The organism is Avrilella dinanensis, from assembly GCF_002807015.1.
Classification (GTDB): Bacteria; Bacteroidota; Bacteroidia; order Flavobacteriales; family Flavobacteriaceae; genus Flavobacterium; species Flavobacterium dinanensis.
Genome location: NZ_NIPO01000001.1, coordinates 527,031 through 552,154 on the forward strand (window position 1 = coordinate 527,031; position 25,124 = coordinate 552,154).

Sequence of the window (25,124 nt, forward strand, 5' to 3'; positions counted from 1 at the left end):
ACAATCGCAAAAATGGTATATTTGCAAATAAATTTTTCCTCAAGATGAAATACAAACGAATACTTCTGAAATTAAGCGGCGAAGCCCTGATGGGTGAAAATCAATATGGTATCGACCCGAAACGTTTGGCAGAATATGCCGAAGAAATTAGAAAAATACACGAACAAGGCATAGAAATCGCTATTGTTATCGGAGGAGGAAATATTTTCAGGGGTGTTGCCGGAGCCAGTGAGGGCATGGACCGCGTACAAGGCGATTATATGGGTATGCTGGCAACAGTAATTAACGGTATGGCTTTGCAAGGTGCATTAGAGAGCATCGGTTTGCTTACCCGTTTGCAAACTGCCTTGAAAATTGAAGCCGTTGCCGAACCTTATATCAAAAGAAGAGCAGTAAGACATCTGGAAAAAGGTCGTATCGTCATATTCGGAGCAGGAACAGGAAATCCTTATTTTACTACAGATACGGCGGCCGTGCTCAGAGGAATCGAAGTGAATGCCGATGTTATCCTGAAAGGAACAAGAGTTGATGGCGTTTATACCGCCGACCCGGAAAAAGACAGTTCAGCAACCAAATTTGATTTGATTACCTTCAGTGAAGTGCTGAAAAAAGGACTTAATGTGATGGATACTACTGCTTTCACGCTCAGTCAGGAAAACAAATTACCTATTGTTGTTTTTGACATGAACAAACAAGGAAATCTGCTCAAAGTATGTAAAGGAGAAACAATTGGTACAACAGTTTACTAAATAAATAAAATCATGACAGAAGAAATTAATTTAATAAAAGAACAAGCAAAAGAGTCGATGCTGGGAGCTATTGACCATTTGCAAAAATCATTGTTGAACATCAGAGCCGGAAAAGCATCGCCACAAATGCTCGGCAGTGTTTTTGTGGATTATTACGGTTCGGCTACACCGCTTTCGCAGGTGGCAAACGTGAGTGCACCTGATGCTAGAACATTAACTGTAACACCTTGGGAAAAAAACATGTTACAACCTATCGAAAAAGCAATTATGTTGGCAAATTTAGGTTTGAACCCGATGAATAACGGCGAGGCTGTTATTATTAATATTCCTGTTTTGACTGAAGAAAGACGTAAAGACCTGGTAAAACAGGCTAAATCTGAAGCTGAAGATGCTAAAATCAGTATCCGGAATGCCCGTAAAGATGCAAATAATGACATCAAAAAAGAAGAAAAAAACGGACTTGCGGAAGACATTTGCAAAGCTGCCGAAGATGATATTCAGAAATTAACGGATTCTTACGTGCAAAAAGTAGATGAAGTTCTGAGCAGTAAAGAAGAAGAAATTATGAAAGTTTAATTTTTTTCAGATTAAAAAAAAACTCATCATAAAAAAACCTCGAAAGATTGATCCTTTCGAGGTTTTTGTTTGACTGAATATTTTTTTTCATTTGTAGAATATCCACAATTAGTTTTAATGGCTTGCTGTTCACTCTGAAAGAATCTTAACACATTAAAATAATATCTTAAGATTCATCGAAGTCAATGACAAATATTGCGTTTAAATATTTTTATTCAGGTAGTTAACCTTAAAACTTTCAGCCTTAAACTTTAAACAAATTATTAAACTTCCGCTGCTTTTTCAGTATGGATATTTTTTACTTTGTAAGTTTCTCCGCCGGCAACTTTTTCTACCGTTGCCTGAAGTGTTTCTTCGTTTTGCTTGGCATCGTCGTAAATAACCTCAGCTTTTTTGGTTTCAAAATCAACTTTGGCTTCTTTCACACCGTCCAATGCGGCTAATTTTTTCTCGATAGTTGCCGCACAACCCATTGCACAAGACATTCCTTCGATTTCAAAATCGGCTTTGGCTAACTCGCCTTGCAAAGCATCATTTTTTTCTTCTGTTTGCTCAGTTTTCGGTGCATCGTTTTCAGCAACAGCGTCCGTTTCTTGATTTGTTTTTTCCCCACAAGCTATCAATCCTACTGACAAAAAGGAAAGTATAGCAAAATTCTGTAACCATTTCATTGTAATATCTTTTTAAATTCTTACTACAAATTTAGCAAATATAAAATGGAAAAAGCTATATTCTACTTTATCATTTTTTGGAACAACTGTTTTCCTTCTGCTTCTAATCGTAACATATACACCCCTGCCGGTAATCCTGAGGTATCTATCTTATTATTTGAAGTTTGCAGACAAATTTTTCCCCTCATATTATAAATCGTAATCTGCAAATCTGTTTTGTCTGTTCCTTCTACAAAAATCTGATTATCAAACGGATTCGGATAAATATTCAGATGGTTTAAAACATCACTTTCCAAACCGCTTGGCACACCTTGGCTGATGACACCAACACCCTGTAAATCAAAACCTCCGGAAATAAATGGTGTCGGATAAGAATCGTTAATCATATTCCCATTAGAGTCGGGCGTGCCGTAATTTTCATCTATACTTCCGACCACATCTGTAATCTTTACGTAACGAATCTGTGATTTGTCCAGCAAAGACGAATTGTTTATATCACTGATATCAAACGGTGTGCCGTAATCGCCGATGTATTTTCCTGCAAGATTATGTAAATCGGTAGCTATAGGCGTTTCAAATGTCCCTAATTGTACATCGGTTTGTGTCATGCTTATTGCTGGAAATCTGAAATAATTCACTCCATCTGAACTGATTTCTACCACAGCTAATTCCAAATAACCTGCCGGGCTATTTTCAAAAACTGCAAAGTCAAAACCAGTCTTGTCTGCTATCGGAGGATTAAACATCAGGATAGCCTCGCCGCCGTCGCCCAAACTTACTACTTTTCCGTCTGGATAGCCCAAAGCATATTCCGGTTCGCCTGCAGAAGCATAGCCCAAGCCCGGATTGCTAATATTTTGGTAACCTCTCTGTAACTCAATTTCGGTTGCCCAAGCTACAAACAAACTACTATCCTTATGAATGGCGGTGCTTCCCTCCTCACCTGCCTGAGGCGGAAAAGGTTGTGCATAGGAACATACACAACCTCCGAATAATATTAACGAAAGAATTTTTTTCATTATTTCTTCACGAATCTGATAGTCTGGGATTGATTATCGTTTTGTATATTCATTAAATATGTTCCAGCCGACAACCCGCTGATGTCTATTCCGTGTGATTGATAAGTCGTATTGATTAATTCTTTGCCTAACAAATCAAATATTTGAATGTGTGCATTGTTTTCGGTAGTCAGAAAAACCCGGTTAGTCGCCGGATTCGGATATAGTTTAATCGATTCTTTGCCGTATTTTTCGCTATTTGTGGCAGATGATGCTGAAGCATAAATGTTGTTAGGAAGGTTTCCTACCGTAAATGTATTTTCCAGAACACCATCTAATGAATATACCAATACATCGCCGTCTGACACATAATTTTTAGCATCTGCCAAATAGAGTTTATCGTCAACTATCGACATACCGTAAGCTCCACCCCAGGTCGTAATATCTGTTTCGATAACCGGTTCATCACTTAATGTGAGCATAGTCGCATCAAATGTGTAAACATCTGCTGATACTTTGATGTAGAAAGTATCTTCGTATTTAGCAATAAATTTATAGGAATCATTACCATCTAGTTCCTCAACATTTTCTACTACCAAAGTAGATAAATCGACACGGTTAAATCCTGGTAGCAACGGCGGCTCTGCCCATGATTGTCCCATACTGATTATATATGCATAATTACCATGAAAAACCAATTCAGAGGGCGAGTTCCCGACTTCTACTTCCTCAATGGTTTCGGTTGCTATATCATATACAGACATAATATTGTTGGTATTAAAACCTCCCATGTGAAGCACATACAATTTGTTGTCTTTTTCATAGATTTGTTCTACTCCCGAAGACAGAGAAATTGTGTTTTCAACCTCATAACTTTCCATATCAATTACTGCCAGATAAGCCCCTGTATCATCATTTCCCCAGCAAGTAACATAAGCCTTTCCTTCGTGAATGACTGCATATCGAGGTAAAATAACGCCTTCATCTATCGTAACAAGTGAAACAAATGTTTTTGCATCAACAACTTCTACTTTACTAGAACCGTTTAACATAATCAAAGTTACCTCTCCGTCAGAAACCATTCCCTGAGCGACATCGCCCAACTCATTTACTTCGTTGGCAACTTGAAAAATATTGTTGGTTACTTGTCCGCCTGCATTAATATATGATACAGAACCTTGTGATGTTCCCATACCTCCTTCATTCAATACCAATATGCCGTCCACATATTCGGTTTGAGCCTGCATCGTAAACGCAGAAAACAATAAGCCTAAAGCCAAAAAATAATTTTTTCTCATAATTATAGTGTTTAAAATTTTACATAAAAAAACCACAAAAAGAACAATCTTCCTGTGGCGATTACGTATAATATAAACACACTATTTCTAACAAAATAGTCTTTTCCAATTATCGCATAATCTTTATTCCCGAAGATTAATTCTTGTCTCTATGGGCAGGTCTCCTGGCTTGCATCTCATTTATCCCTTCCCGGTTTTACTCCAGTGGTTATATTATAAATGAGTTTTATAGCTTACAGTTGCGGGTACAGCTCAAGAATTTAACTTGATTCCCTATTAATTTTTGCTAAAACCCTATAGAGGTATGTATCAGCAAATGTACAATTATTTTTTTAATCCATAGCAAACACATAAAATCCGTATCTTTGCACCTTACAAAAGATATATGGAATTCAAAGACTTCAACCTAATACGAAATTTACAGGAAGCTATTAACGATATTGGTTACAAAAACCCAACTCCCATTCAGCAACAGGCTATTCCGATAATTTTAGACGAAAAAGATTTAGTAGGAACAGCACAAACGGGAACAGGGAAAACGGCGGCTTTTGCCATTCCGATTATCAATTATCTGCATAGATTAGTCAGTAATTCCAAACGGACAAAACGGATTCGGACATTAGTTTTGACACCTACCCGCGAATTGGCTATTCAAATAGCCGAAAATTTTGACAATTATGCAAAATATACCAAAATCAAGACTTTAGTGATTTTCGGCGGGGTTTCACAAGTTCCTCAAGTAGAGAAATTAAAGCAAGGAATGGACGTGCTTGTCGCTACTCCCGGACGATTGCTGGATTTACACAAACAAGGATTTATTGATTTAAACCATTTGCACCATTTAGTTTTGGACGAAGCAGACCAAATGTTGGATATGGGATTCATCAATGACGTCAAAAAAGTCATCAAACTCACTCCCGAAAACAGACAGACACTTTTATTTTCGGCTACTATGCCCATGGCAATTCGTGAGTTGGCAGATACTTTTCTGAAAAACCCGAAATATGTTTCGGTCGCACCCGTTTCGAGTGCTTCGGATATCGTTAAGCAAAAAGTATATTTGGTCGAAAAAGAAAACAAACGCAAATTATTACTTCATATTATTCAGACCGAAAATCTGAAAAATGTGCTGATTTTTACCCGAACCAAAGGAGGTGCAAATAATGTTGCGAAATTCCTCCAAAAAAATAACATTTCGGCAGAGGCAATTCACGGGGATAAATCGCAAAATGCAAGACAAAGAGCATTAAATAATTTTAAAAACAAGGAAGTTGACATTTTGGTAGCAACAGATGTTGCTTCACGAGGTATTGATATTGATTTGTTGCCTTATGTCATCAATTATGAATTACCGAATGTTTCCGAAACTTACGTTCACAGAATTGGAAGAACAGGGCGGGCAGGAAACGAAGGAATAGCCATTTCGTTTTGTGGAAGAGACGAAAAAATCTATTTACAGGATATTGAAAAATTAATCCGTAAAAAGATTAAGGTGGTTGAGGATAATCCGTTTCCTTGGGATAATGCTGTTCAAAAAGAGGAACGTCCAAACCAAAATCCTCCGAAAAAAGATTTCCGGAATAAAAACAAAAACAACAATTCAAGAAAATCAAATAATTCCAAAAAGAATAAAAAGAGGTGGTATTAGAAGTTTGGTTGATTAGGAAAAAGTGATTAGTTAAAAGTAAAAACCTGTCAAAATATAAATTTGACAGGTTTCCTATTTTGTAATTAAAGTTTTGTGTAAACTTAAAGGATTGAATCGTCCTTAAACATTTCTTCTACATTATAGATGACTTCGCAATCACAATAGCTACCATTTTTTTGAAGCCATTTTTCTATGTCTTCAATATTTTGAATATTGTGTTCTTCCAAAAATTATTTAGTGATTTTTAATGTGTCATCACAACCATTTTCTGAAAGTCTTTCATCAATAAAATCAAATAATTCTTGAAAAATTTCACGAGAAATAGGAAGGCTTTTCTCAAATTCAAGTCTTGCTTTCTCTCTTAATTCTTTTTTGATTTGTTTTCATCTTTCGATTTCGTTCTTATCAGGCATAATTTTACCATTAGATTGGTTAAAGAGTCAAACTGCTAACTGTAAACTGGTCACTGATTACTGAATTATCGAATCAGTTTTTTGTATTTGATTCTTGTTGGTATCAAATCTCCCAAGCGTTTTTTGCGGTTTTCTTCATAATCAGAGAATCCTCCTTCAAAGAAATACACTTCAGAATTTCCCTCAAAAGCTAAAATATGCGTACAAATTCTGTCCAAAAACCATCTATCGTGGGAAATTACCACAGCACAACCTGCAAAGTTTTCCAAACCTTCCTCTAATGCACGTAGTGTATTGATATCCAAATCGTTGGTAGGCTCATCGAGTAAAAGCACATTTCCTTCTTCTTTGAGAGTCATTGCCAAATGTAATCTGTTTCGCTCTCCTCCCGAAAGTGTGGAAACTTTTTTGTTTTGGTCGCTTCCTCCAAAGTTAAAACGACTCAAATAAGCTCTCGAATTCACTTGTCTTCCTCCCATCATAATTAGTTCCTGTCCGTCAGAGAAGTTTTCCCAAATGGATTTTTCAGGGTCAATGTTTTTGTGAGTTTGGTCAACATAAGCGATTTTTACAGTATCTCCAACTTGGAACTCTCCTTTATCGGGAGTTTCCTCTCCCATAATCATTCGGAAAATGGTGGTTTTTCCTGCTCCGTTTGGTCCGATAATTCCGACAATTCCTGCCTGTGGCAGTTTGAAATTCAGATTTTCATAAAGCAATTTATCTCCATATCCTTTTGATACTCCAACTGCCTCGATTACGTTCGTCCCCAAACGTGGTCCATTCGGAATATACAGCTCTAATTTTTCTTCTAATTGTTTTTGGTCTTCGTTTAATAATCGGTCATAGTTTTGTAAACGAGCTTTTTGTTTGGTTTGTCGTCCTTTTGCCCCTTGTCGTACCCAATCCAGCTCTCGTTCTAAGGTTTTTCTACGTTTAGAAGCCGTTTTTTCTTCCATTTCCAAGCGTTTTGACTTTTGGTCCAACCATGAAGAATAGTTCCCTTTCCAAGGAATTCCCTCTCCTCGGTCTAATTCCAAAATCCAACCTGCTACGTTATCCAGGAAATATCTATCGTGAGTTACCGCAATGATAGTTCCTTTATATTCTTTCAAATGTTGCTCTAACCAATGTACACTTTCTGCATCAAGGTGGTTGGTTGGCTCATCAAGTAACAAGACATCAGGCTGTTGCAAAAGTAATCGACAAAGAGCAACCCTACGTCTTTCCCCTCCCGAAAGCACCTTAATTGGCGTGTCAGGGTCGGGAGTACGGAGTGCGTCCATCGCAACTTCCAATTTATTGTCAATTTCCCAAGCTCCCAAAGCATCGATTTTGTCCTGAAGTTCAGCTTGTCTGTCCATCAGTTTTTGCATTTTGTCTGCATCTTCATAGACTTCCGGAAGTCCGAACATATCGTTGATTTTGTTGAACTCGTCCAGAACAACCATTGTTTCAGCTACTCCCTCACGAACGATTTCGATAACGGTTTTGTTTTCGTCCAGTTGAGGCTCTTGTTCCAAGTAACCAACCGTATAATTTGGTGCAAAAACCACATCTCCCTGATAGTTCTTATCAACTCCTGCGATGATTTTCAAAAGGGAAGATTTTCCCGAGCCATTCAACCCGAGAATTCCAATTTTAGCTCCGTAAAAAAAGCTCAAATAAATATCTTTTAATACCTGCTTATTGGTCGAAGAATAAGTCTTGCTTACTTTCGACATCGAAAAAATTACTTTCTTATCGTCTGACATTTTTATTTAGGATTAAGTGAATTAGGATTTAGGAATTAGTTTAGTACTAATACGATTGTATCAATATTTCTGATGGAATTCCGAGTTTTGAGCTCAATTTTCTAATCATTTCGAGAGATAATTTTCTTTTTCTGTTCAGAATTTCACTTGCTCTGCTTTTTAGTCCGATTAAATCTGCCAAATCATTTTGGGTATAATTTAATTGTTCCATTCTGAATTTGATTGCCTCAATAGGGTCGGGCATTTCAATAGGAAAATTTTCGTTTTCGTATTTTTCAATTAATATTCCCAAGATTTCCAATTCATCTCCCTCTTTTGTTCCTTTTTTGGCTTCAAAAATTTGTTCAAGTCTTTCCAAAGCCTGAATATAATCGTTTTCTGTTTTTATAGGTTTTAGTTTCATTGTTGTCTGATTTAAATTGTGTTTGCATCAATTTTGTCATAATCTCCGTGTGTTCCTACAAATCGTACCCAAACCATTTGATAGTCATAATTTATTCTGACTATCAACCTGTATTTGTTTCCTTTTATATCAAAACATATTCTGTTGTTTTTCAGAACACTTGCACTCGGATAATCTGATTTTAGTTCATTTATATTTTGCCAAGTTGCATTTTCTGCTTCTCGATACCAGGATTTTAACTGCTGTTCGCAATCGTTGTGCTTTTCCCAAAATTCTCGTAATATCTTTTTTGAAATTACTCTCAATGCTTTTCTGATTTATGAATACAAAGATAAATAATAATTCCCAAATAGGGAACTTTTTATTAGTTTTAATTTATATCGAAAATTATATCATAAAAAAACTATATTCATCACAAATAAAATATTTACATCTTGATGAATTATTAAACGAAGTTTACTATTTTTACGTAAACATTAGATTATGGAATTTACAGAAAACTTTAGAAAATCGGATAACTTCAGAATTGATGGTCAAATGCTGTACATCATTGATGAGAACGGCAGAGAATTAGAAATTTTCATCGGTGAAGAAGTACGAAATGCCCGTTGGACCGACGAAGGTCGTTTGTTGGTTACTTTAGAAAACGGTGCAGTTCGCTCGTATGAAGACGAAGTGAACTACATTAAAATCTAAAAAAATCCGCTTAAAAAGCGGATTTTTCATTACAAAATCTGATTCGTATGATCTTTGGTTTTGACTTTGGTTATGATGTTCTCAATTATTCCTTTTTCGTCAATAATAAAAGTCGTTCTGTGGATACCATCATATTCTCTGCCCATAAATTTCTTTGGTCCCCAAACACCGTATGCCTCAATAATCGTCTTGTCTTCATCGGCAATTAACGGATAGCTGAGTTTATTTTTTTCGGCAAAATTCGCCTGACGTTTTTGTGAATCGGCACTCACACCGATTAACTGATAACCTTGTTTTTCAAATCGTTGTATATTGTCCTGCAAATTACAGGCTTCTGCCGTACACCCCGGCGTGGAGGCTTTCGGATAAAAGAATAACACTATTTTTTTGCCTTTGAAATCTTTCAACGCAATTTCTTTTCCATTTTGGTCTATTCCTGAAAAATCTGGTGCTTTGTCGCCTGTTTTTAATGTCGTCATAAATATTTACTACTTTTGAATTCTCAATCAAAGTTATTATTAATTATCGGCATGAAAAAATCTGAACGCATCAATTTTATTATTGACACCCTGGAAGAATTATATCCGAATCCGCCTATTCCGCTTAATCACAAAGATGCTTACACCCTGCTGATTGCAGTTTTGCTTTCTGCCCAATGCACCGACGAACGGGTCAATAAAATCACACCAGCTCTTTTTTCTGTTGCTGATAACCCTTATGATATGGTTAAATTGTCTGTGGAGGAAATTGCGGATATTATTCGCCCGTGCGGACTTTCGCCGATGAAATCCAAAGGAATTTACGGGTTGAGTAAAATCCTGATTGAGAAATACAACGGACAGGTTCCGAACAGTTTTCCTGCATTGGAAGAACTGCCTGCAGTCGGGCATAAAACCGCCAGCGTAGTGATGTCACAGGCTTTTGACATTCCTGCATTTCCTGTTGATACACATATTCATCGACTGATGTATCGTTGGAATCTGAGCAACGGAAAAAGCGTTGTACAAACCGAAAAAGATGCAAAAAGACTGTTTCCGAAAGAATTATGGAACAAGCTGCATCTGCAAATTATCTATTACGCCAGGGAGTTTTCGCCTGCTCGCGGCTGGAATCTCGACAATGATGTCATTACCAAAACTGTCGGTAGAAAATCGGTTATTGATGCTTGGTACGCTCGTAAATAAAAAAAGAACGTCAAAGACGTTCTTCAGTTTACATTCATTCCGAAACAAAAACCTTTATTTTTGACCACTTTATATGATTTTGAATAATTGAGAATCATCTGAATGGTCGCTTTTTTGGGTTTTAATTCTTTCTCTTTTCTTAATGTGTAATTTTCTGTCATATTATTTTAGTTTGGGTTATTTATATAATAACGCCATTGACAGAAAGAATATTGTGTGCTATTCTGTAATTATTGTTTTTTGTTCTAAAATTTTTCGCATATTCAAGACCGCATACCGCATTCTGCCTAATGCCGTGTTGATACTCACGCCGGTTTGCTCAGCGATTTCTTTAAAACTTAAATCTTCAAATATCCGTAGTTTGACCACCTCCTGCTGGTCGTCGGGTAATAACTCCAGCAATCCGCAGATTTCTTTTTTGGCTTGCAACTGTGCCAGAGCGTCCTCTACCGAAGGTGAATTGTCTTCCATATACCTGAATATAGAAAATTCCTCGTTTTCACGCTGCATCTGCATCTTGTTGCTTTTCCTGTAGTAGTCAATTATCAGATTGTGAGCAATGCGAACCACCCACGAAACGAATTTCCCTTCTTCGTTATATTTTCCTTTTTTCAGCGTGTGAATAACCTTGATAAAAGTGTCCTGAAAAATATCTTCCGTAAGGTCTCTGTCACGTACTTTTGAAAAAATAAAACTGTAAATTTTAACTTGATGTCTGTCTATGAGTTGTGCCAACGCCTGCTCATCTCCATGCACATATTGCCTGACCAATACTGCATCAGTAGATTCATTTTTTTTCATAATCAATACTTTTAGTCGTTATGTAATTTTAAAAGTATTGTTCTTTTATAGGCGTCTTCTTTTAAGTTGATAAGTCAAATGTACAACATTTTTTTACAAATGCAAATAAAAAGTTAAAAATTATATGAGCTGGAATTGTTTTGAAAATTAGGGTCTCCTGTCCGTTTCGTCGTATTTGGTGCACAAAAAAATAAAAGCTACATTTGTTTTCTAAATGTATTTTTATGCGATTAAGAAATATAATAATTATTTTATTGGTATTTTCAGCTATTTCTTGTAATAGTAATAAAGAAATATCGGATATAGGAATAAAAGACAGAACTATATATCAAAGTACGTCTGATAGTCTATTTAGAAATATGGATAATTATCAATTATATGAGAAAAGTAAAGAACTAAATTTTCAAGAAAAACATCAAAAAGGGTTAGAAATTCTATTAGAGCTTGAAAAGTCTGAGCCAGAGAATAAGCTTGTATTAGAAGGGTTAGGAATAACCTACTCATATCTTAATAACTTTTCTTTGTCTGAAGAATATTTTAAAAAAGTTATTGCAGTAGATTCTTTGTTTTTTAATGGTTATATAAATTTATCTACATTATATGTAAACAAAAAAGAATACGAACTCGCTTATCAAACCATAATGAGAGCCTCAAATATCGAAAAAACAGAAATGGAAGAGGTTTTTTATATCATGCAACAAGCTAATCTAAATCATTTTTTAGGAAACTGCGAAGAAGCATTAACATTATGCAATATGGCAATGAATTTGACAAATGATAGAGATGTAATTGATTTAATTACAAGAGATTATAACGAGATTAAAAAGACTTGCATAAACAAGAATTAATCTTACTACTTTAAAAACAAATGATTACATTAATCAGAAATATGTTATATGAAAAATTATTTTTTACCGGTTTTGATAAGCTTGTTATTGTGCTTGAGTTGTAACAAGGATAAATCGGAGAAGGTTGTGTCCGATACTGTACATTATGCTGATGAAGAATTGAGTTTTGCTTTTTCAACTTTTGAAGAAGATGTAAACAGTAAAATAATTACACCAACTTATCGGATTCGTGTCGAAAGTGACACTGTTTCTTTTGAAGGATTTATGATTACGTTTTCTGCATTAGATGAACCACTAAAAATATTTATCAATAATGATACTATTTCAGTTCAAGATATGTTTACACAAAACTGCGTTGAAAGTGAAAAAATTCAAGCTGATTATTCAAATATGATTTCTGATATTCAATATTATAAAGATTATGATTTTATTCTATTTAAAGCTCTTTTTTATCCTTGTACAGGGTTAGGTTGCGGGGTTAATTATCAGGTAATATATCATACAAAGTCAAAGAAATCATTTGTTTTTGGAAGGTTTCGAACAGGCTTCGACATGGAATTGTATTATTATAATGATGAAAAAACTTACTACTTATCAAAATCATACAACGGTAGAAATATTCAGGGAATAGATACTATTCGTTATGAACTTTTTCGAGTAGATTTTTCATTGCAGGAACTCAAACCGTTAGATGATATATTTGCAGAAACCGTGTATGATGAAAATGATAATAGAAGAATTATAAGTTTTACAAAACAATGGATTGATGAGTAGAAAAAACATTTCTAATGGATTTCTAAATGATTAAGCCATTCTTTTTTTCTGCTGAAATTACCGCTTTCATCTTTATACATAAAGATTGCATTTTGTTCTCTGTCAATTAAAAGCTGCTCGGGAATAAAGTCATTGTCATAAGGCACTTTAAGAAAAATAATCGTATCGCCTTCGATGTGATATTTTCCTTTAAATGTTTCCTGAAAACCAAATATTCCGTTTACTTCATTCTCAACAGTTCCATTTTCTCTGAATATCAACGTGTAATGAAATAAATCGTCTTTTAATGTAGCGGTTAGTATTCTCGGAGATTTGAAAATATCAGACTGAAAAACATTAAACAAAACAATCATTAACAAAAGAGTTCCGTGAAAAATCACTTTTATCCTATTATTCTTTATTCCACGTTTTATTACCGAAACAATTGTATCAATAAAAGAAATAACAAAAAGTACGACTATCGGAAGGATAAATAGTCCGTACGAAAAGAAATAGAGCAACATTCCCCCATAAAAATCGGTTATTATCCAGCACAAAATTCCCAATGTTGATATAATTGCAATAATATTAGAAATTGGTCTGTTTTTCATAAAGCTTATTTTAAAGAAATCGTTTTATAATACAATTCAGACGAGAGAAATTTTTCATTTTGTTTTCGTTCAATGTGTTCTTTCAACCATTGCGAATCCAATTCTTCCGGCTGATAATATTTCAACAGCGTTTTTTCATTTCCTCTTAAGTGTAGTAAATAAGAAAAATCCACATTCTCTTTTGTCAGGTTGTATTTTGTGATGATATTTCCCCAATTAAAAAGCGAACAGACAACCAAAGAATAAAAAAGTATCCACGACATTTTATCCACCAGATAAAAATTGGTTTGTTGAAAATGAATTTTCCGGTAAGAATAAAACAATCCAAAACCACATAAAATCAGAAAAAGATAGACACCCAATCGCTTATACGTCAAACCTAAAGCATCTATATAAATGGTGTTTTGAATGATGGCAGAAAGAATTAAGATTCCGTTTAGTATCAACCATAATTTGGATAAAAGCACCAATGTTTTATTGTTTTTGATAAAGTTCAAAGCTCCTTTGAAATAAAACAAAAGAACGAGCATTGCCAGAACAATCGAACCAATCAGTGAATTAATCTGTTCGTGGATACGCGAGCTGTATTCCGAAAAATGTTGCGGAATTGTCTGAAAATGCTCAATATTAAAAACAATGATAAAGAAAAACAACATTATGTTGAGGCAAACCAGTGTAATCATTCCGCTTCTTTTCTCAAAACCGATTTCCAGAAATTCAAATGTAGGTTTTAAGTTTTCTTTTTGTGATGCCGTGAAATGAAATTGAAGACTGCGGTTTAGCGTTTTAAAAGGTTCGTAAATCTTTGTATTCCAGAACACAAAGCTGAAATAAAATCCCAACAGAGCAATCAGAATAATGACTGCATCAATATCAAGTTCATACCGTTGATACCAACCGAATAAAGTATCGCTTGAAGTCAGGTAGATTGCGAAAAAGACCGATAAAATCAAAAACGGAAGAATTAAATAGGAAAATATTTTGGAAAAAGTATTTTTCTGTTTCGATTTATTGTACTGAAACCAATCGTCTATCTGAAACACCTGAACAATAAATGCAAACCAATTGGTACAATACACAACCGCCTGAATAAGCAGTCTTAGCTCAGGCTCAACAGTATAATATCGAAAAACAAAGGACGACAAAACAACCGCCAAAAAAGTCGTAAAAGTAAACAACCACGCATTGGACAAACAGCTCAACACCACGCACAATGCCAAGATGAGAGCTTTGCGGTCTTGAAGTAACTCTGGTTTTTGAACAAAACTCAACCCGAGTAATGCCAAAGCAAAAACAGAAAGGTTTATCCCAATTCCCTGATTGTAAAACAATACAACAAACAAAAATGTGCTGACAAAAATTAAAACTTGTTTTTTCATATTTATAAAATTTAAAGTACTTTGTAATTCAAAGTTAATTAGTAAAAAAATAAGACATTTACTGCCTCATCATCTTTTCCAGAAAAACAAGATGCTCCTGAAAAGCTTTTTTTCCTTTTTCTGTAATCCGGTAAGAAGTTCTCGGTTTTTTACCAACAAATTCTTTCTTTACTTCAATATATTCATTCTTTTCCAGCGATGCAGAGTGACTTGCCAGATTACCGTCGGTTACCTGCAAAAGACTTTTCATTTCGGTAAAGTCCACCCAATCATTGACCATCAAAACAGACATCATTCCCAACCGGACTCTGCTTTCAAAATCTTTATTTAATCCGCTGATAATACTCATTTTACTTGTATTTTCGGTGCAAAATAACCCCGTAAATTATATGTAAAACTCCAAAACCTATCGTCCAGAAAATCAATCCTTTTCCAATCCAGAACAAAGACAGGCAACCTAATGCTATTTCCAACAATCCCAGATATTTAATATCAGAAAAGGTATATTTTTCTGCATTTATCAAAGCCAATCCGTAGAAAATCAAAGTAGTTCCGGCAATTAATCCGTATAAACCATATTGCAGTAATGCCAAAACAAAGATACCTCCCACTGCAAGCGGAATGGCTAATTGGATTAATACTTTTTTGGTTGTGGAAGTCCAAACCTGCAAGCCTAATTTTTGACTTTTTCTAATGGTAAAAAAACAACCGAAGAAAAGTGCTAATACCAAGGCTAAGATCCCTAAACCTATTAGTTTAGATAGCATATCAAAATTATAAATCTTTATTTGATTAGGTTCAAACCCCAAAAAGTAATCTTTCGTCAAATATATTGCAGTAATTCCTGTCAATAAACCAACAATTCCTGCACCTACTCCCGACAAACCACTCAGTGAAATAAATCGGGACGAGCGTTCCATCATCTCTTTTATGTGTGCTAAATCTTCAGAAGCTTTTGTATTCATTTTTATATACTTTGAAATACAAAGTTATTTGAATTTATAAGAACAACAAATTTTTTGACAAAAAAAAGAGGAAAATATTTTTCCTCTTTTACTATTTCTTCAAATCTTCTGCCGCTTTTAAAACCGTTTCTTTCAATCCTTGTTTGTAGGCAATCATTTTATCAAGAAGTTCTGCGTTTTGACTTGCCAGTATCTGTACAGCCAACAAACCGGCATTTTTCGCTCCGTTTAATGCTACCGTTGCCACAGGAACACCGCCTGGCATTTGCAGAATCGACAAAACAGAATCCCAGCCGTCAATAGAATTGCTTGATTTTACCGGTACACCAATCACAGGAAGCGGACTCATAGAGGCTACCATTCCCGGTAAATGTGCCGCACCACCCGCTCCGGCAATGATAACATTGATACCGTTTTTATGTGCGTTGGTAGAAAAATCAACCAATTTTTCAGGTGTTCTGTGTGCAGATACAATATCAATATGTGTTTCTACACCAAATTCGTTTAATATGTCTATGGCATTTTGCATTACCGGCATATCCGAAATACTGCCCATTACTACTGCTACTTTCATTTTTTTGTTTATATATTTTTGTGATTAAGAGGTGTAATCAAATTCGATATTTTTTTCATCTCTTCTTGTATCCCAAACAGATAAAATTATTAATTCGGTTGTGGTAAATTCGTAAAAAATCAAATAATCTCGTACAATGGTTATTCTGGTGGTTCCGTTATTTGATAATCGTCCGATTTTTGGATGCTCAGAAAGAAGCTTTACCCGTTCAGAAAATAATTTATTCAGCTTTTTGCTGTATGCTTTGGATTGATTTTTATTGTTCCAATAAATCAATATTTCTTTCCTTTCAGATTGTGCCGATTTTGTCCAAATTATTTTTCGTTGAGCCATTGGTCAATTTCCTTATCAGCTTCTTCTTCGTTTAAAAAATTTCCATTAGTATATTCTTCCCTGGCTTCCGCCACTCTGTTTTTTTGACTTTCTGATAGCTCATAAATATCATTAAGCTCAAAGTCCAAAAGCTTTTTAATTTCTTCAATAACCCGAACTTCTTTTAATTCGGTTATTTTTTGAATGATGTCGAGTTTTAATTCAGAAGTATTCATAGTGAAAGTTATTTATATCAAAGTTACAAAAAAACAAGTGATTAAGAATTATTTACTAATCACTCTAATCGTTTCCTTAACCTCTTGTGCCACTTTACGTGCTTCGGTCATATCAGCATTTACAATGGTAACGTGTCCCATTTTTCGGAACGGGCGGGTTTCTCTTTTTCCGTAGATATGTGGAGTTACGCCATCAATCGCCATAATTTTTTCGATATTTTCATAAACTACTTGTCCCGAAAAGCCTTCTTCACCCACCAGATTTACCATAATTCCGGCAACTTTACTGTCGGTATTTCCCAAAGGTAAATCTAAAATGGCACGAATGTGTTGTTCAAACTGTGAAGTGTAACTTGCTTCAATCGAATAATGACCAGAGTTGTGCGGACGCGGAGCTACTTCATTAACTAAAATTTCATCATCTTCGGTTTGAAACATTTCAACAGCCAACAGCCCCACATGATTAAAACTTTCGGAAACTTTCAAGGCAATTTCTCGTGCTTTATTTGACACAGCTTCATCAATTCTCGCCGGACAAATTACATACTCCACCTGATTGGCTTCGGGGTGAAATTCCATTTCTACCACCGGATAGGTTTTGATTTCGCCCGATGCCGAACGTGCTACGATAACCGCTAATTCATTTTTAAACGGAATCATGATTTCGGCAATACATTCAGTTTCAGGTAGATTGTTTAAATCTTCAATTTTGCGAATAACTTTTACACCATTTCCGTCATAACCGCCTTCGGTTGCTTTCCAAACGAAAGGCATTGTAAGATTCGAGATTTGAGATTTGAGATTTGAAGTACTCTCAAACAATTGAAAATCAGCAGTCGGAAGATTATTATCCTTATAAAACTGTTTTTGTTTTCCTTTGTTTTTAATCAGGCGTAAGGTTTTGGGTGACGGATATACTTTTTTACCTTGGTTTTCCAAGGTTTCCAAAGCATCCAGATTTACGTTTTCAATTTCGATGGTTAAAACATCTACCTGATTGCCCAAATCGATAACTGTTTGATAATCGGTCAGTGAACCCTGAAAAAACTTGGTCGCACCAAACTGGCAAGGTGCTTCGGCACTTGGATCAACCACATAAGTTTGTATATCAAATTTTCGGGTTTCGGTCAGCATCATTTTGCCTAACTGCCCTCCGCCTAAAATACCTAATTTAAAATCAGAAGAAAAATAATTCATTACTATTGCTGTTTTGTGATACAAAGATACTATTTCCGTTGGCAAATGGAAAGACTAAATAGGATTATAGAATACGAGAATAGATTTTTATTAATTCTTCAAAAAAATAAGCCACAAACAACACAAATTCATTCGTGTAATTAGTGGCTTATTTCTAATCCTTATAAAATCCTAACTTTCAAAAAATTCGATTAACGCACGGATACCTGTTCCGGTTCCGCCCAAACCTTTGTAATTTTCCGGGGATTCGGTAAATGCCGGTCCGGCAATATCGATATGCACGAAAGGTTGCTTGGCAAAATGCTCTAAGAATTTACCGGCAGTAATCGTTCCGGCATAACGTCCGCCGATGTTTTTCAAATCAGCTACTGATGATTTCAACTGTTCTTTATAATCTTCCCACAACGGCAACTGTACCATGCGTTCGTAAACTTTTTCGCCTGCTACAAGTAATTTCTGGTTGATTTTTTCATCAGCATTACTCATCAAACAAGCGGCTCTTGTTCCGGCCGCAACCAAAGCCGCACCGGTCAATGTAGCCGCATTGATAATCAATTCGGGCTGAAATTTATCTGCATAAGCAATCGCATCTGCCAAAATCATACGCCCTTCCGCATCGGTGTTCAGGACTTCCACCGTCGTTCCGTCATACATTCGAATCACATCGCCGGGCGTGTATGCCTCCTGCCCAGGGCGGTTATCCGTTGCCGGAATCAATCCGATAATATGAACATTGAGTTTGTTGAGTGCCGCTGCATAAATCGTTCCTGCCATCATCGCGGCTCCCCCCATATCCGATTTCATCACGTCCATCGAGCCTTGCGTCGGTTTTAGTGACAATCCACCGGTATCATAAACCACACCTTTTCCTACCAGGACAATTGGTTTTTGATTGGTCGGATTTTCCGGTTTGTATTCCATAATGGTAAATGTCGGCGGAGTAAGTGAACCTTTGTTTACTGCTAATAATCCACCCATTTTTAGGGCTTCAATCGTGGATTTGTCAAAAACTTCGACGGTAAAACCAGCTTCGTTACCGATTTCGATAATTTCTTTCCCTAACTGAATAGCATCTAAATAATTAACCGGTTCGTTGACCATATCACGTGCCCAGAAAACGGCTTTGATGGTATTATTCATTCGGCTGATTCGACTTTCGGAAATGTCTCCGAACAGATAAATATGTTCCAAAGCATATTCACGTTCGTCGGCATCTTTATAGTATTTCAAAAACTGATAATTGGACAACGCCAGTCCTTCTGCCAATGCGAGAGTTGTTTCGCCGTTTCCTGCAATGGTAATTGCATTGGTTTTTTTGTCTAATTTCTGACGGATATTAAATCCGAACACACGCATTTTTTCCAAATCTTCGTCTTCCTTGACAAAGAAATAAACACTTTCGCCAATTTTTACAAAATCTTCTTTTTTGTCTGAATTTTTAAAGCTGGTAAAAGCTTCCTGAATATAATTTGGTAACTGATTATCAATAACAGCTTGTCCGTTGACAATATAAACAACGGCTTTTCCTGTAAGGTTTTGAACTAATTGTAACATCGTTTTGTTTTTTTATGAAGTTTCAAAAGTACGAAAAATGTTGCGTTTTTATACAAGTAAATACGTTGTAAAGATTATTCGGTCAATATCAAAAATGCTTTACTATTTATAAGTTTAAACGATAAATCAAGATAGATGGTTTCGTATCTTTGTAAAGAAAATTTTTATCATGTTACAATCTAAAGGTTTTAGACGAACTTTTAAACATAATTTATTTTTAGCCATATTATTTGCATTTGCGGCAGGAGTTGTCAATGTTTTTGGTTTTCTCAGCTTGGGCATTTTTACGACTAATATTACGGGTCACGTAGGGGAATTTGCTCTTTGGCTTGAGCAATCTAAATGGACTGCTGTACTAAAATTAGCACTTTGGATAGCTGCTTTCGGACTTGGGTCATTCACCTCTTCGGTTATTACCGGCTTTTTTGAGGAAAGAAAACCGAAACTCTCTTATACATTACCAATTATTATTGAGATTGGTCTGCTATTGTGGTGTTTTTTAATTCACCTGGATCTTAACCAGCAAGCTAAACAAATTCTCATCTTACTTTATGCTATGGGAATTCAGAACGGGATTGTTTCAGTAGTAAGCGGAAAAGTAGTCCGCACTACGCATCTCACAGGAATGGTTACAGACATCGGTATCGGATTTGGCAAAATGCTTTTGAGAAAAGGAAATAAAATTTTTGTATTACGCTCCTTACTACTCAATTTAGCTGTAGTTATCTCGTTTATTTCAGGAGCGATGTTAAGTGCGTTTGTCACAATTGATTATCACGAAAACGTATTGCTGATTCCGATAATACTTCTGGTTTCTATTTTAATATATGATTTTAAAACAATGGAAAAAGGAATAGAAAAAATGAAAAAATTGAGGGAGCGATTACATATTTAGATTCATTTATGGATTATTATAAATATAAAAACATTTCATCTGTGCCATTTTATGCTATACACAAAGATACAAGTATTTTATTATCCTAATAATTTGACTAAGAACAACCATAAAATCGGTACACTTTCTACCCAAAACAAGGTATAGTACTTACTTTTATGTGGAGAAGCATAATGTGTAAATAATGTAATTACCGTTATTAATATCAAGTTGATAATCCATTGACTCGGGTAATTTCCTTGTTTGAAAAACTCCAGTACATAAAATGGGATTAATAATAAATAAATCAAATATTTAGTATGCAAAATACCGATAGATTGAGGAACGGTTTTCAATCGAATATCATCATATTTCAAGTCATTAATTTCAAAAATTAAAATTAATATGAGCGTAAGCAAAAATCGTTGTAAAAATTTAAAAAACATGTCTGAAGACAGCAAAATCCCAGCCTGATACAAAGGCAGTAAAAGTGTGCACCCAGCCCAGCACAATGCTACGATATAAATTTTAATTCCTGATATATTTCTAAGATTCTGTTTTCGTTTACTAATTGGTACGGCGTAGAAAATACTTAATAACCCAAAAACTAACGTAACAAGTTGTGTTTTCCACTCCAATAGGAAAAAATTGACTGTTAGAACAATTCCAGCTACAATCGTTAGCAACACTATTGTTTTTTCCTTATTTGAATATTTTGATTTATTTCGGTACAAAGCAAAATATTTGATAAAATTATAGCTGAAAATTGTTCCGAAAAAAACCAATGATAACACATTCCAATCGACCATTATTGCTATAAAATAATAAGTCATTAAAACTAATGCAGAAGTAGCCACAGCAACGTGTATGCTTGCATCAAGATAGAAATCAAAAGTATTTTTTAACGCTGTTTTCAAACCAAATATTAAAGGGTATAAATTTAGTTGAATTTGGCATAATTTTCAAAGTAATCATCACAAATAGTTATTTATCTATTTCAAAGATAAACAAAAAGTCCTTTACATTTCTGTAAAGGACTTTTAAAACAAGGCGGCGACCCGAGCTTGCGAATTGGCGAAGCAATCGACCGAAGGGACACGCCGTTCTTATAAAAAAAGAAAGCCTGTCTTTTTCAAGACAGGCTTCACTAAAACAAGGCGGCGACATACTCTCCCGCATGGTATTGCAGTACCATCTGCGCAATCGGGCTTAACTTCTCTGTTCGGAATGGGAAGAGGTGAGCCCCGATGCTATAACCACCTTAAGCTTTTCAGGCAAGAGGCATTAGCCATAAGGCATTAGCTTTTTACCCCCCATTAGCTATTGGCTTATGCCTTTTCACTAATGGCTTATATTGTTAACATNAACTGGTTTACCACAGAGGCTGGAACGTCAACCGTAGTTACTGTTCCGTCTTCTGACGTATAAGTATAAGTTCCGTCAGCGTTGTCAACTAATGTGGTTACACTTTCGTTGGTTTCAACGATATGTTGGATATATTCCTCGATAGTTGTGTACTCTTCGCCGTCAATAGTAACTGGTCCTGAGTTTACAATCTCTTCGAATTGGTTTACCACAGATGCTGGAACGTCAACCGTAGTTACTGTTCCATCTTCTGACGTATAAGTATAAGTTCCGTCAGCGTTGTCAACTAATGTGGTTACACTTTCGTTGGTTTCAACGATATGTTGGATATATTCCTCGATAGTTGTGTACTCTTCGCCGTCAATAGTAACTGGTCCTGAGTTTACAATCTCTTCGAATTGGTTTACCACAGATGCTGGAACGTCAACCGTAGTTACTGTTCCATCTTCTGACGTATAAGTATAAGTTCCGTCAGCGTTGTCAACTAATGTGGTTACACTTTCGTTGGTTTCAACGATATGTTGGATATATTCCTCGATAGTTGTGTATTCCTCTCCTTCAATAGTAACTGGTCCGCCGTTTACAATCTCTTCAAATTGGTTTACCACAGATGCCGGTACATCTACAGTAGTAATTGTGCCGTCTTCTGACGTATAAGTATAAGTTCCGTCAGCATTGTCAACTAATGTGGTTACACTTTCATTCGCCTGAACAATTTCTTCGAAGTTGATGGTATGGGTTTCTCCACTCTCATCGATATATGTGAACTGGTCACCGTCGTAGTAAACATTTCCTCCCACATAAGTATCTCCTAACACTTCGATTAATTCGTTCAACACTTCCGTATTGTTCAAGATGTTTTCGATATTGTTGATTATGTTCTCAGTCGCATCAATCGTTACCGTGGTGCCTTCTTCGTTGGTATAAGTATAGGTACCATCAGGATTTTGAACAAGAGTTGTTGGAATATTGATTTCAGACAAAGGAATGGTTACTTCGTTACCTTCGCTATCTGTCAACACCAATTCGCCTCCAACAACAGTTAAGGAAACGTTGGTAGTATTGGTATCTAAACCAGCAACATCCTCCTCATTTACAATACGCATCCATTTGTTGTCATACCAATAATAATAGCCCGGCGTAATATCGTTTTGTGTGTTGGTATTAAACACCAATAAACTATTAACATTACCATTGGCAATGGTAACAGCATCTGTGGTCGATTCTAAAGCAACACGAGGAAGCAAAACCCCTTTGTCACTGGCAGTAACATCCAATTGTGAGGATGAATCAGGCGTTAAAGTGCCTATCCCTACCTGACTGTAAGCTCCCCATGCACTCATGAGAACAGCCGCGGCTAGTAATCTTCTTTTCATAATCAACTGTATTAATTTAAAATTTTAGTTAAAACCGGTTGTCACTTATTTAGTTATAGCTTTACAACCTGCAACAAAGTTAATTGTACCACCCAGTTTTTATCGTTTTGTTTTACGTAAACGTTGTTTATATTCCGAAAAAATAAACGTTGGTAATCAGCGACTTACACTATTATTATGTTCATATTCCGAAAATAAAAAATAGTTTCTAAAAACATCCTAACCAAAAAAGTTGTTTTTTTTTGAAAAAAAATTAAAAAAATAAGTGACCTTATTCCAGATTTGTTGTCTAATCTATACAACAATATATGCTCAGATAGGGAATGAAACTATTGCTAAAAATTACAATCATCCTTTTTTTTTCGCTTTCAAGCCATGCTCAATCGGTTTCTGAAAGGCTTAATCATTTATATTTAGAGGTGACTACTCCCGAAAAATATAAAAACGCCGATACAAAGAATATTTTAGTTGAAGTTAACACCTTACTAGAAGATAAAGAACTTGTACCAACACAAAGAATGCAAGCTTTATTAATTGTCGCTAACTTGTATAAGTTGAACGGAGAACGCTCTATGGCCATTGAAACGGCGGAAAACGCACAAAAAGAAGCTGAAAAAGAAAATTTATATCTGTGGCAAGCGAAATTTCTTAGTTTTCTTTCATCAGAATATAAGACGTCAAACATGCTCGAACGAGGTCATGTTAAACTCTCAAAAGCTATAGAGGTTGCCCAAAAAGCCCCTAAAACAGATGAACTCTTTCGCTTTAATAAAAATGCTTATAAGGAAATGGCTCTCTACGCTGTCTCCAATAACAATTATTTAGAAGCAATATCTTATATGCAAACCAGTACCGATTGGGCTAAGAAAATACAGGATATAGATCAAAAGACTTATTCCATAGCTTCTAATTATCAATATATTGGATCTCTTTACATCGAATTAAACAACCCTGATTCAGCCCTATACTATCTAAATAGCGCATCCCATCTAGTGAATGACAGCAAGCAACTTAATGCCAAGATATTGCTTAATTATATTTATACCTTAAAAGGAGAAGTTTATTTTAAAAAGAAAAATTATACCGATACCCAAAAACATTACTATCTTGCACTGAATAGCCCGACAGAATACAGAACAACACTTATTAATAGTGAATTATACAAAAATATGGTCGACTATTATATAGAGGTTGGAAATGTTGATAGTCTAAGATATTATAAAAAAAAGGTTGATAGCGTTGCACAAATTATATCAATTTGTAATGCAAAGACTATTAATTCCGTTACTAAAGAATTAGACAACAGCCAACAAGAGCAATCCCATACATTGATATATTATCTAATTTCTACACTTGCCCTTGTGTCTATAATAGGTTGGGTTTTTTATCAAAAAAGAACTAAAAAGAAAAGAATGACCACCCCGGAAGTCGGGCAAAATACTGAATCTGCAAACATTAAATACAATACTCTCCAAATATCTGACAGCACACAACAACGGATTTTGGAACATATCAAAACTTTTGAGGAAAATCAGGAATATCTAAACCCAAAAATATCGGCAACTTTACTCGCCAATCAGTTTGAAACCAACACCAAATATATAACACACATACTAAGAGAGACTTATGGCAAAGATTTCACTACCTATATTAATGAATTAAGAATTAATCACATTACCCAGCTTCTAGAGGAAGAACCAAAATACCGCCAGTACAAAATCAGTTATCTGGCAGAAATTGGTGGTTATTCATCTCACAGTAAGTTCACGGCAATGTTTAAAAAAGTAAAAGATTGCTCTCCTTCAGAGTTTATCAATAATTTGGAGTAAAGAGAAATAGTAAAGAGGCAAAAGGCAATAGTTTTCAGTCGCAGTTAACCTGAAACTTGA

The 25,124-nt window shown here is 35.4% G+C and carries 29 protein-coding genes, 1 rRNA gene and 1 riboswitch; of the genes, 9 read left to right on the forward strand and 21 right to left on the reverse strand.

The window, feature by feature from the left end; genetic code table 11:
* The first annotated feature begins 44 nt into the window (after positions 1-44).
* Both pyrH and frr read left to right on the forward strand, forming a co-directional pair.
* Positions 45-749, forward strand: a complete 705-nt coding sequence (pyrH, locus tag CDL10_RS02545; RefSeq protein WP_100677085.1) for a UMP kinase — start codon at positions 45-47, stop codon at positions 747-749.
* 12 nt (positions 750-761) lie between these two features.
* The gene (gene frr, locus CDL10_RS02550; RefSeq protein WP_100677086.1) at positions 762-1,325 is read left to right on the forward strand and encodes a ribosome recycling factor; all 564 of its coding nucleotides are present in this window, start codon (positions 762-764) and stop codon (positions 1,323-1,325) included.
* 263 nt (positions 1,326-1,588) lie between these two features.
* Here frr and CDL10_RS02555 read toward each other — a convergent pair whose 3' ends face one another.
* The 3 genes from CDL10_RS02555 to CDL10_RS02565 form a co-directional block, all read right to left on the reverse strand.
* The gene (locus CDL10_RS02555) at positions 1,589-1,996 is read right to left on the reverse strand and encodes a heavy-metal-associated domain-containing protein (RefSeq protein ID WP_100677087.1); all 408 of its coding nucleotides are present in this window, start codon (positions 1,994-1,996) and stop codon (positions 1,589-1,591) included.
* Positions 1,997-2,058: 62 nt separating this feature from the next.
* A complete protein-coding gene (locus CDL10_RS02560; protein ID WP_100677088.1) occupies positions 2,059-3,015 on the reverse strand; it encodes a T9SS type A sorting domain-containing protein in 957 nt (318 codons plus the stop codon).
* Positions 3,015-4,292 carry a T9SS type A sorting domain-containing protein gene (locus CDL10_RS02565; protein ID WP_100677089.1) on the reverse strand — a complete coding sequence of 426 codons (1,278 nt, stop codon included), beginning with the start codon at positions 4,290-4,292 and terminating at the stop codon, positions 3,015-3,017. The genes CDL10_RS02560 and CDL10_RS02565 overlap by 1 nt, the downstream gene beginning before the upstream one ends.
* Positions 4,293-4,429: 137 nt before the next feature.
* A riboswitch (cobalamin riboswitch) is annotated at positions 4,430-4,605 on the reverse strand.
* Between the two features lie 72 nt (positions 4,606-4,677).
* Between CDL10_RS02565 and CDL10_RS02570 the strand changes: the two genes are divergently transcribed.
* A complete protein-coding gene (locus CDL10_RS02570; RefSeq protein WP_100677090.1) occupies positions 4,678-5,940 on the forward strand; it encodes a DEAD/DEAH box helicase in 1,263 nt (420 codons plus the stop codon).
* 101 nt (positions 5,941-6,041) lie between these two features.
* Here the strand turns inward: CDL10_RS02570 and CDL10_RS11580 are convergent, their stop codons facing one another.
* The 4 genes from CDL10_RS11580 to CDL10_RS02590 form a co-directional block, all read right to left on the reverse strand.
* On the reverse strand, positions 6,042-6,167 hold the full coding sequence (locus tag CDL10_RS11580) for a DUF2695 domain-containing protein (protein ID WP_207760133.1): 126 nt from the start codon (positions 6,165-6,167) through the stop codon (positions 6,042-6,044).
* A gap of 251 nt (positions 6,168-6,418) precedes the next feature.
* Positions 6,419-8,107: an energy-dependent translational throttle protein EttA gene (ettA, locus tag CDL10_RS02580; protein WP_100677091.1), complete on the reverse strand. Its 1,689-nt coding sequence runs from the start codon at positions 8,105-8,107 to the stop codon at positions 6,419-6,421.
* A 46-nt stretch (positions 8,108-8,153) separates the two neighbouring features.
* Positions 8,154-8,510, reverse strand: coding sequence for a helix-turn-helix domain-containing protein (locus tag CDL10_RS02585; protein WP_100677092.1), 357 nt, complete (start codon positions 8,508-8,510; stop codon positions 8,154-8,156).
* An 11-nt stretch (positions 8,511-8,521) separates the two neighbouring features.
* Complete coding sequence (locus tag CDL10_RS02590) at positions 8,522-8,815, reverse strand: type II toxin-antitoxin system HigB family toxin (RefSeq protein ID WP_100677093.1); 294 nt, start codon at positions 8,813-8,815, stop codon at positions 8,522-8,524.
* A gap of 178 nt (positions 8,816-8,993) precedes the next feature.
* Between CDL10_RS02590 and CDL10_RS02595 the strand changes: the two genes are divergently transcribed.
* Entirely contained in the window at positions 8,994-9,206 is a 213-nt protein-coding gene (locus tag CDL10_RS02595; protein WP_100677094.1) for a hypothetical protein, read from the forward strand.
* 29 nt (positions 9,207-9,235) lie between these two features.
* Here the strand turns inward: CDL10_RS02595 and bcp are convergent, their stop codons facing one another.
* Positions 9,236-9,685: a thioredoxin-dependent thiol peroxidase gene (gene bcp, locus CDL10_RS02600; protein ID WP_100677095.1), complete on the reverse strand. Its 450-nt coding sequence runs from the start codon at positions 9,683-9,685 to the stop codon at positions 9,236-9,238.
* A gap of 51 nt (positions 9,686-9,736) precedes the next feature.
* Here bcp and CDL10_RS02605 point away from each other — a divergent pair, with 51 nt between their 5' ends.
* Entirely contained in the window at positions 9,737-10,390 is a 654-nt protein-coding gene (locus CDL10_RS02605) for an endonuclease III domain-containing protein (RefSeq protein WP_100677096.1), read from the forward strand.
* A 23-nt stretch (positions 10,391-10,413) separates the two neighbouring features.
* Here the strand turns inward: CDL10_RS02605 and CDL10_RS11390 are convergent, their stop codons facing one another.
* Entirely contained in the window at positions 10,414-10,551 is a 138-nt protein-coding gene (locus tag CDL10_RS11390) for a hypothetical protein (RefSeq protein WP_165772970.1), read from the reverse strand.
* Between the two features lie 58 nt (positions 10,552-10,609).
* On the reverse strand, positions 10,610-11,191 hold the full coding sequence (locus CDL10_RS02610) for an RNA polymerase sigma factor (RefSeq protein WP_100677097.1): 582 nt from the start codon (positions 11,189-11,191) through the stop codon (positions 10,610-10,612).
* Positions 11,192-11,415: 224 nt separating this feature from the next.
* Between CDL10_RS02610 and CDL10_RS02615 the strand changes: the two genes are divergently transcribed.
* On the forward strand, positions 11,416-12,039 hold the full coding sequence (locus CDL10_RS02615; RefSeq protein ID WP_100677098.1) for a tetratricopeptide repeat protein: 624 nt from the start codon (positions 11,416-11,418) through the stop codon (positions 12,037-12,039).
* Between the two features lie 48 nt (positions 12,040-12,087).
* The gene (locus CDL10_RS02620; protein WP_100677099.1) at positions 12,088-12,813 is read left to right on the forward strand and encodes a hypothetical protein; all 726 of its coding nucleotides are present in this window, start codon (positions 12,088-12,090) and stop codon (positions 12,811-12,813) included.
* An 11-nt stretch (positions 12,814-12,824) separates the two neighbouring features.
* Here CDL10_RS02620 and CDL10_RS02625 read toward each other — a convergent pair whose 3' ends face one another.
* The 9 genes from CDL10_RS02625 to CDL10_RS02665 form a co-directional block, all read right to left on the reverse strand.
* Positions 12,825-13,403, reverse strand: a complete 579-nt coding sequence (locus CDL10_RS02625) for a hypothetical protein (protein ID WP_207760134.1) — start codon at positions 13,401-13,403, stop codon at positions 12,825-12,827.
* A gap of 5 nt (positions 13,404-13,408) precedes the next feature.
* A complete protein-coding gene (locus CDL10_RS02630; RefSeq protein WP_100677100.1) occupies positions 13,409-14,782 on the reverse strand; it encodes a DUF4153 domain-containing protein in 1,374 nt (457 codons plus the stop codon).
* A gap of 58 nt (positions 14,783-14,840) precedes the next feature.
* Complete coding sequence (locus CDL10_RS02635) at positions 14,841-15,131, reverse strand: winged helix-turn-helix domain-containing protein (RefSeq protein WP_100677101.1); 291 nt, start codon at positions 15,129-15,131, stop codon at positions 14,841-14,843.
* A gap of 1 nt (position 15,132) precedes the next feature.
* Positions 15,133-15,747, reverse strand: a complete 615-nt coding sequence (locus tag CDL10_RS02640) for a hypothetical protein (protein ID WP_100677102.1) — start codon at positions 15,745-15,747, stop codon at positions 15,133-15,135.
* Between the two features lie 91 nt (positions 15,748-15,838).
* Positions 15,839-16,321, reverse strand: coding sequence for a 5-(carboxyamino)imidazole ribonucleotide mutase (gene purE / locus CDL10_RS02645; RefSeq protein ID WP_100677103.1), 483 nt, complete (start codon positions 16,319-16,321; stop codon positions 15,839-15,841).
* A 24-nt stretch (positions 16,322-16,345) separates the two neighbouring features.
* Positions 16,346-16,654 (reverse strand): type II toxin-antitoxin system RelE/ParE family toxin, encoded by a 309-nt coding sequence (locus CDL10_RS02650; RefSeq protein ID WP_100677104.1) that lies wholly within the window; start codon positions 16,652-16,654, stop codon positions 16,346-16,348.
* A complete protein-coding gene (locus CDL10_RS02655) occupies positions 16,636-16,869 on the reverse strand; it encodes a hypothetical protein (RefSeq protein WP_100677105.1) in 234 nt (77 codons plus the stop codon). The genes CDL10_RS02650 and CDL10_RS02655 overlap by 19 nt, the downstream gene beginning before the upstream one ends.
* 48 nt (positions 16,870-16,917) lie before the next feature.
* On the reverse strand, positions 16,918-18,066 hold the full coding sequence (locus tag CDL10_RS02660) for a 5-(carboxyamino)imidazole ribonucleotide synthase (protein ID WP_100677106.1): 1,149 nt from the start codon (positions 18,064-18,066) through the stop codon (positions 16,918-16,920).
* 171 nt (positions 18,067-18,237) lie between these two features.
* Positions 18,238-19,620 carry a leucyl aminopeptidase family protein gene (locus CDL10_RS02665; protein ID WP_100677107.1) on the reverse strand — a complete coding sequence of 461 codons (1,383 nt, stop codon included), beginning with the start codon at positions 19,618-19,620 and terminating at the stop codon, positions 18,238-18,240.
* Positions 19,621-19,789: 169 nt separating this feature from the next.
* On the opposite strand from CDL10_RS02665, the gene CDL10_RS02670 reads away from it, so the two are divergent.
* Positions 19,790-20,515: a YoaK family protein gene (locus CDL10_RS02670; protein WP_100677108.1), complete on the forward strand. Its 726-nt coding sequence runs from the start codon at positions 19,790-19,792 to the stop codon at positions 20,513-20,515.
* Between the two features lie 80 nt (positions 20,516-20,595).
* Here the strand turns inward: CDL10_RS02670 and CDL10_RS02675 are convergent, their stop codons facing one another.
* Together CDL10_RS02675 and rrf are read right to left on the reverse strand one after the other, a co-directional pair.
* Positions 20,596-21,411 carry a UbiA prenyltransferase family protein gene (locus tag CDL10_RS02675; protein ID WP_100677109.1) on the reverse strand — a complete coding sequence of 272 codons (816 nt, stop codon included), beginning with the start codon at positions 21,409-21,411 and terminating at the stop codon, positions 20,596-20,598.
* A gap of 235 nt (positions 21,412-21,646) precedes the next feature.
* Positions 21,647-21,758, reverse strand: a 5S ribosomal RNA gene (rrf, locus tag CDL10_RS02680).
* Positions 21,759-23,558: 1,800 nt separating this feature from the next.
* On the opposite strand from rrf, the gene CDL10_RS02690 reads away from it, so the two are divergent.
* The gene (locus CDL10_RS02690; RefSeq protein ID WP_100677111.1) at positions 23,559-25,064 is read left to right on the forward strand and encodes a helix-turn-helix domain-containing protein; all 1,506 of its coding nucleotides are present in this window, start codon (positions 23,559-23,561) and stop codon (positions 25,062-25,064) included.
* Positions 25,065-25,124 lie beyond the last annotated feature (60 nt).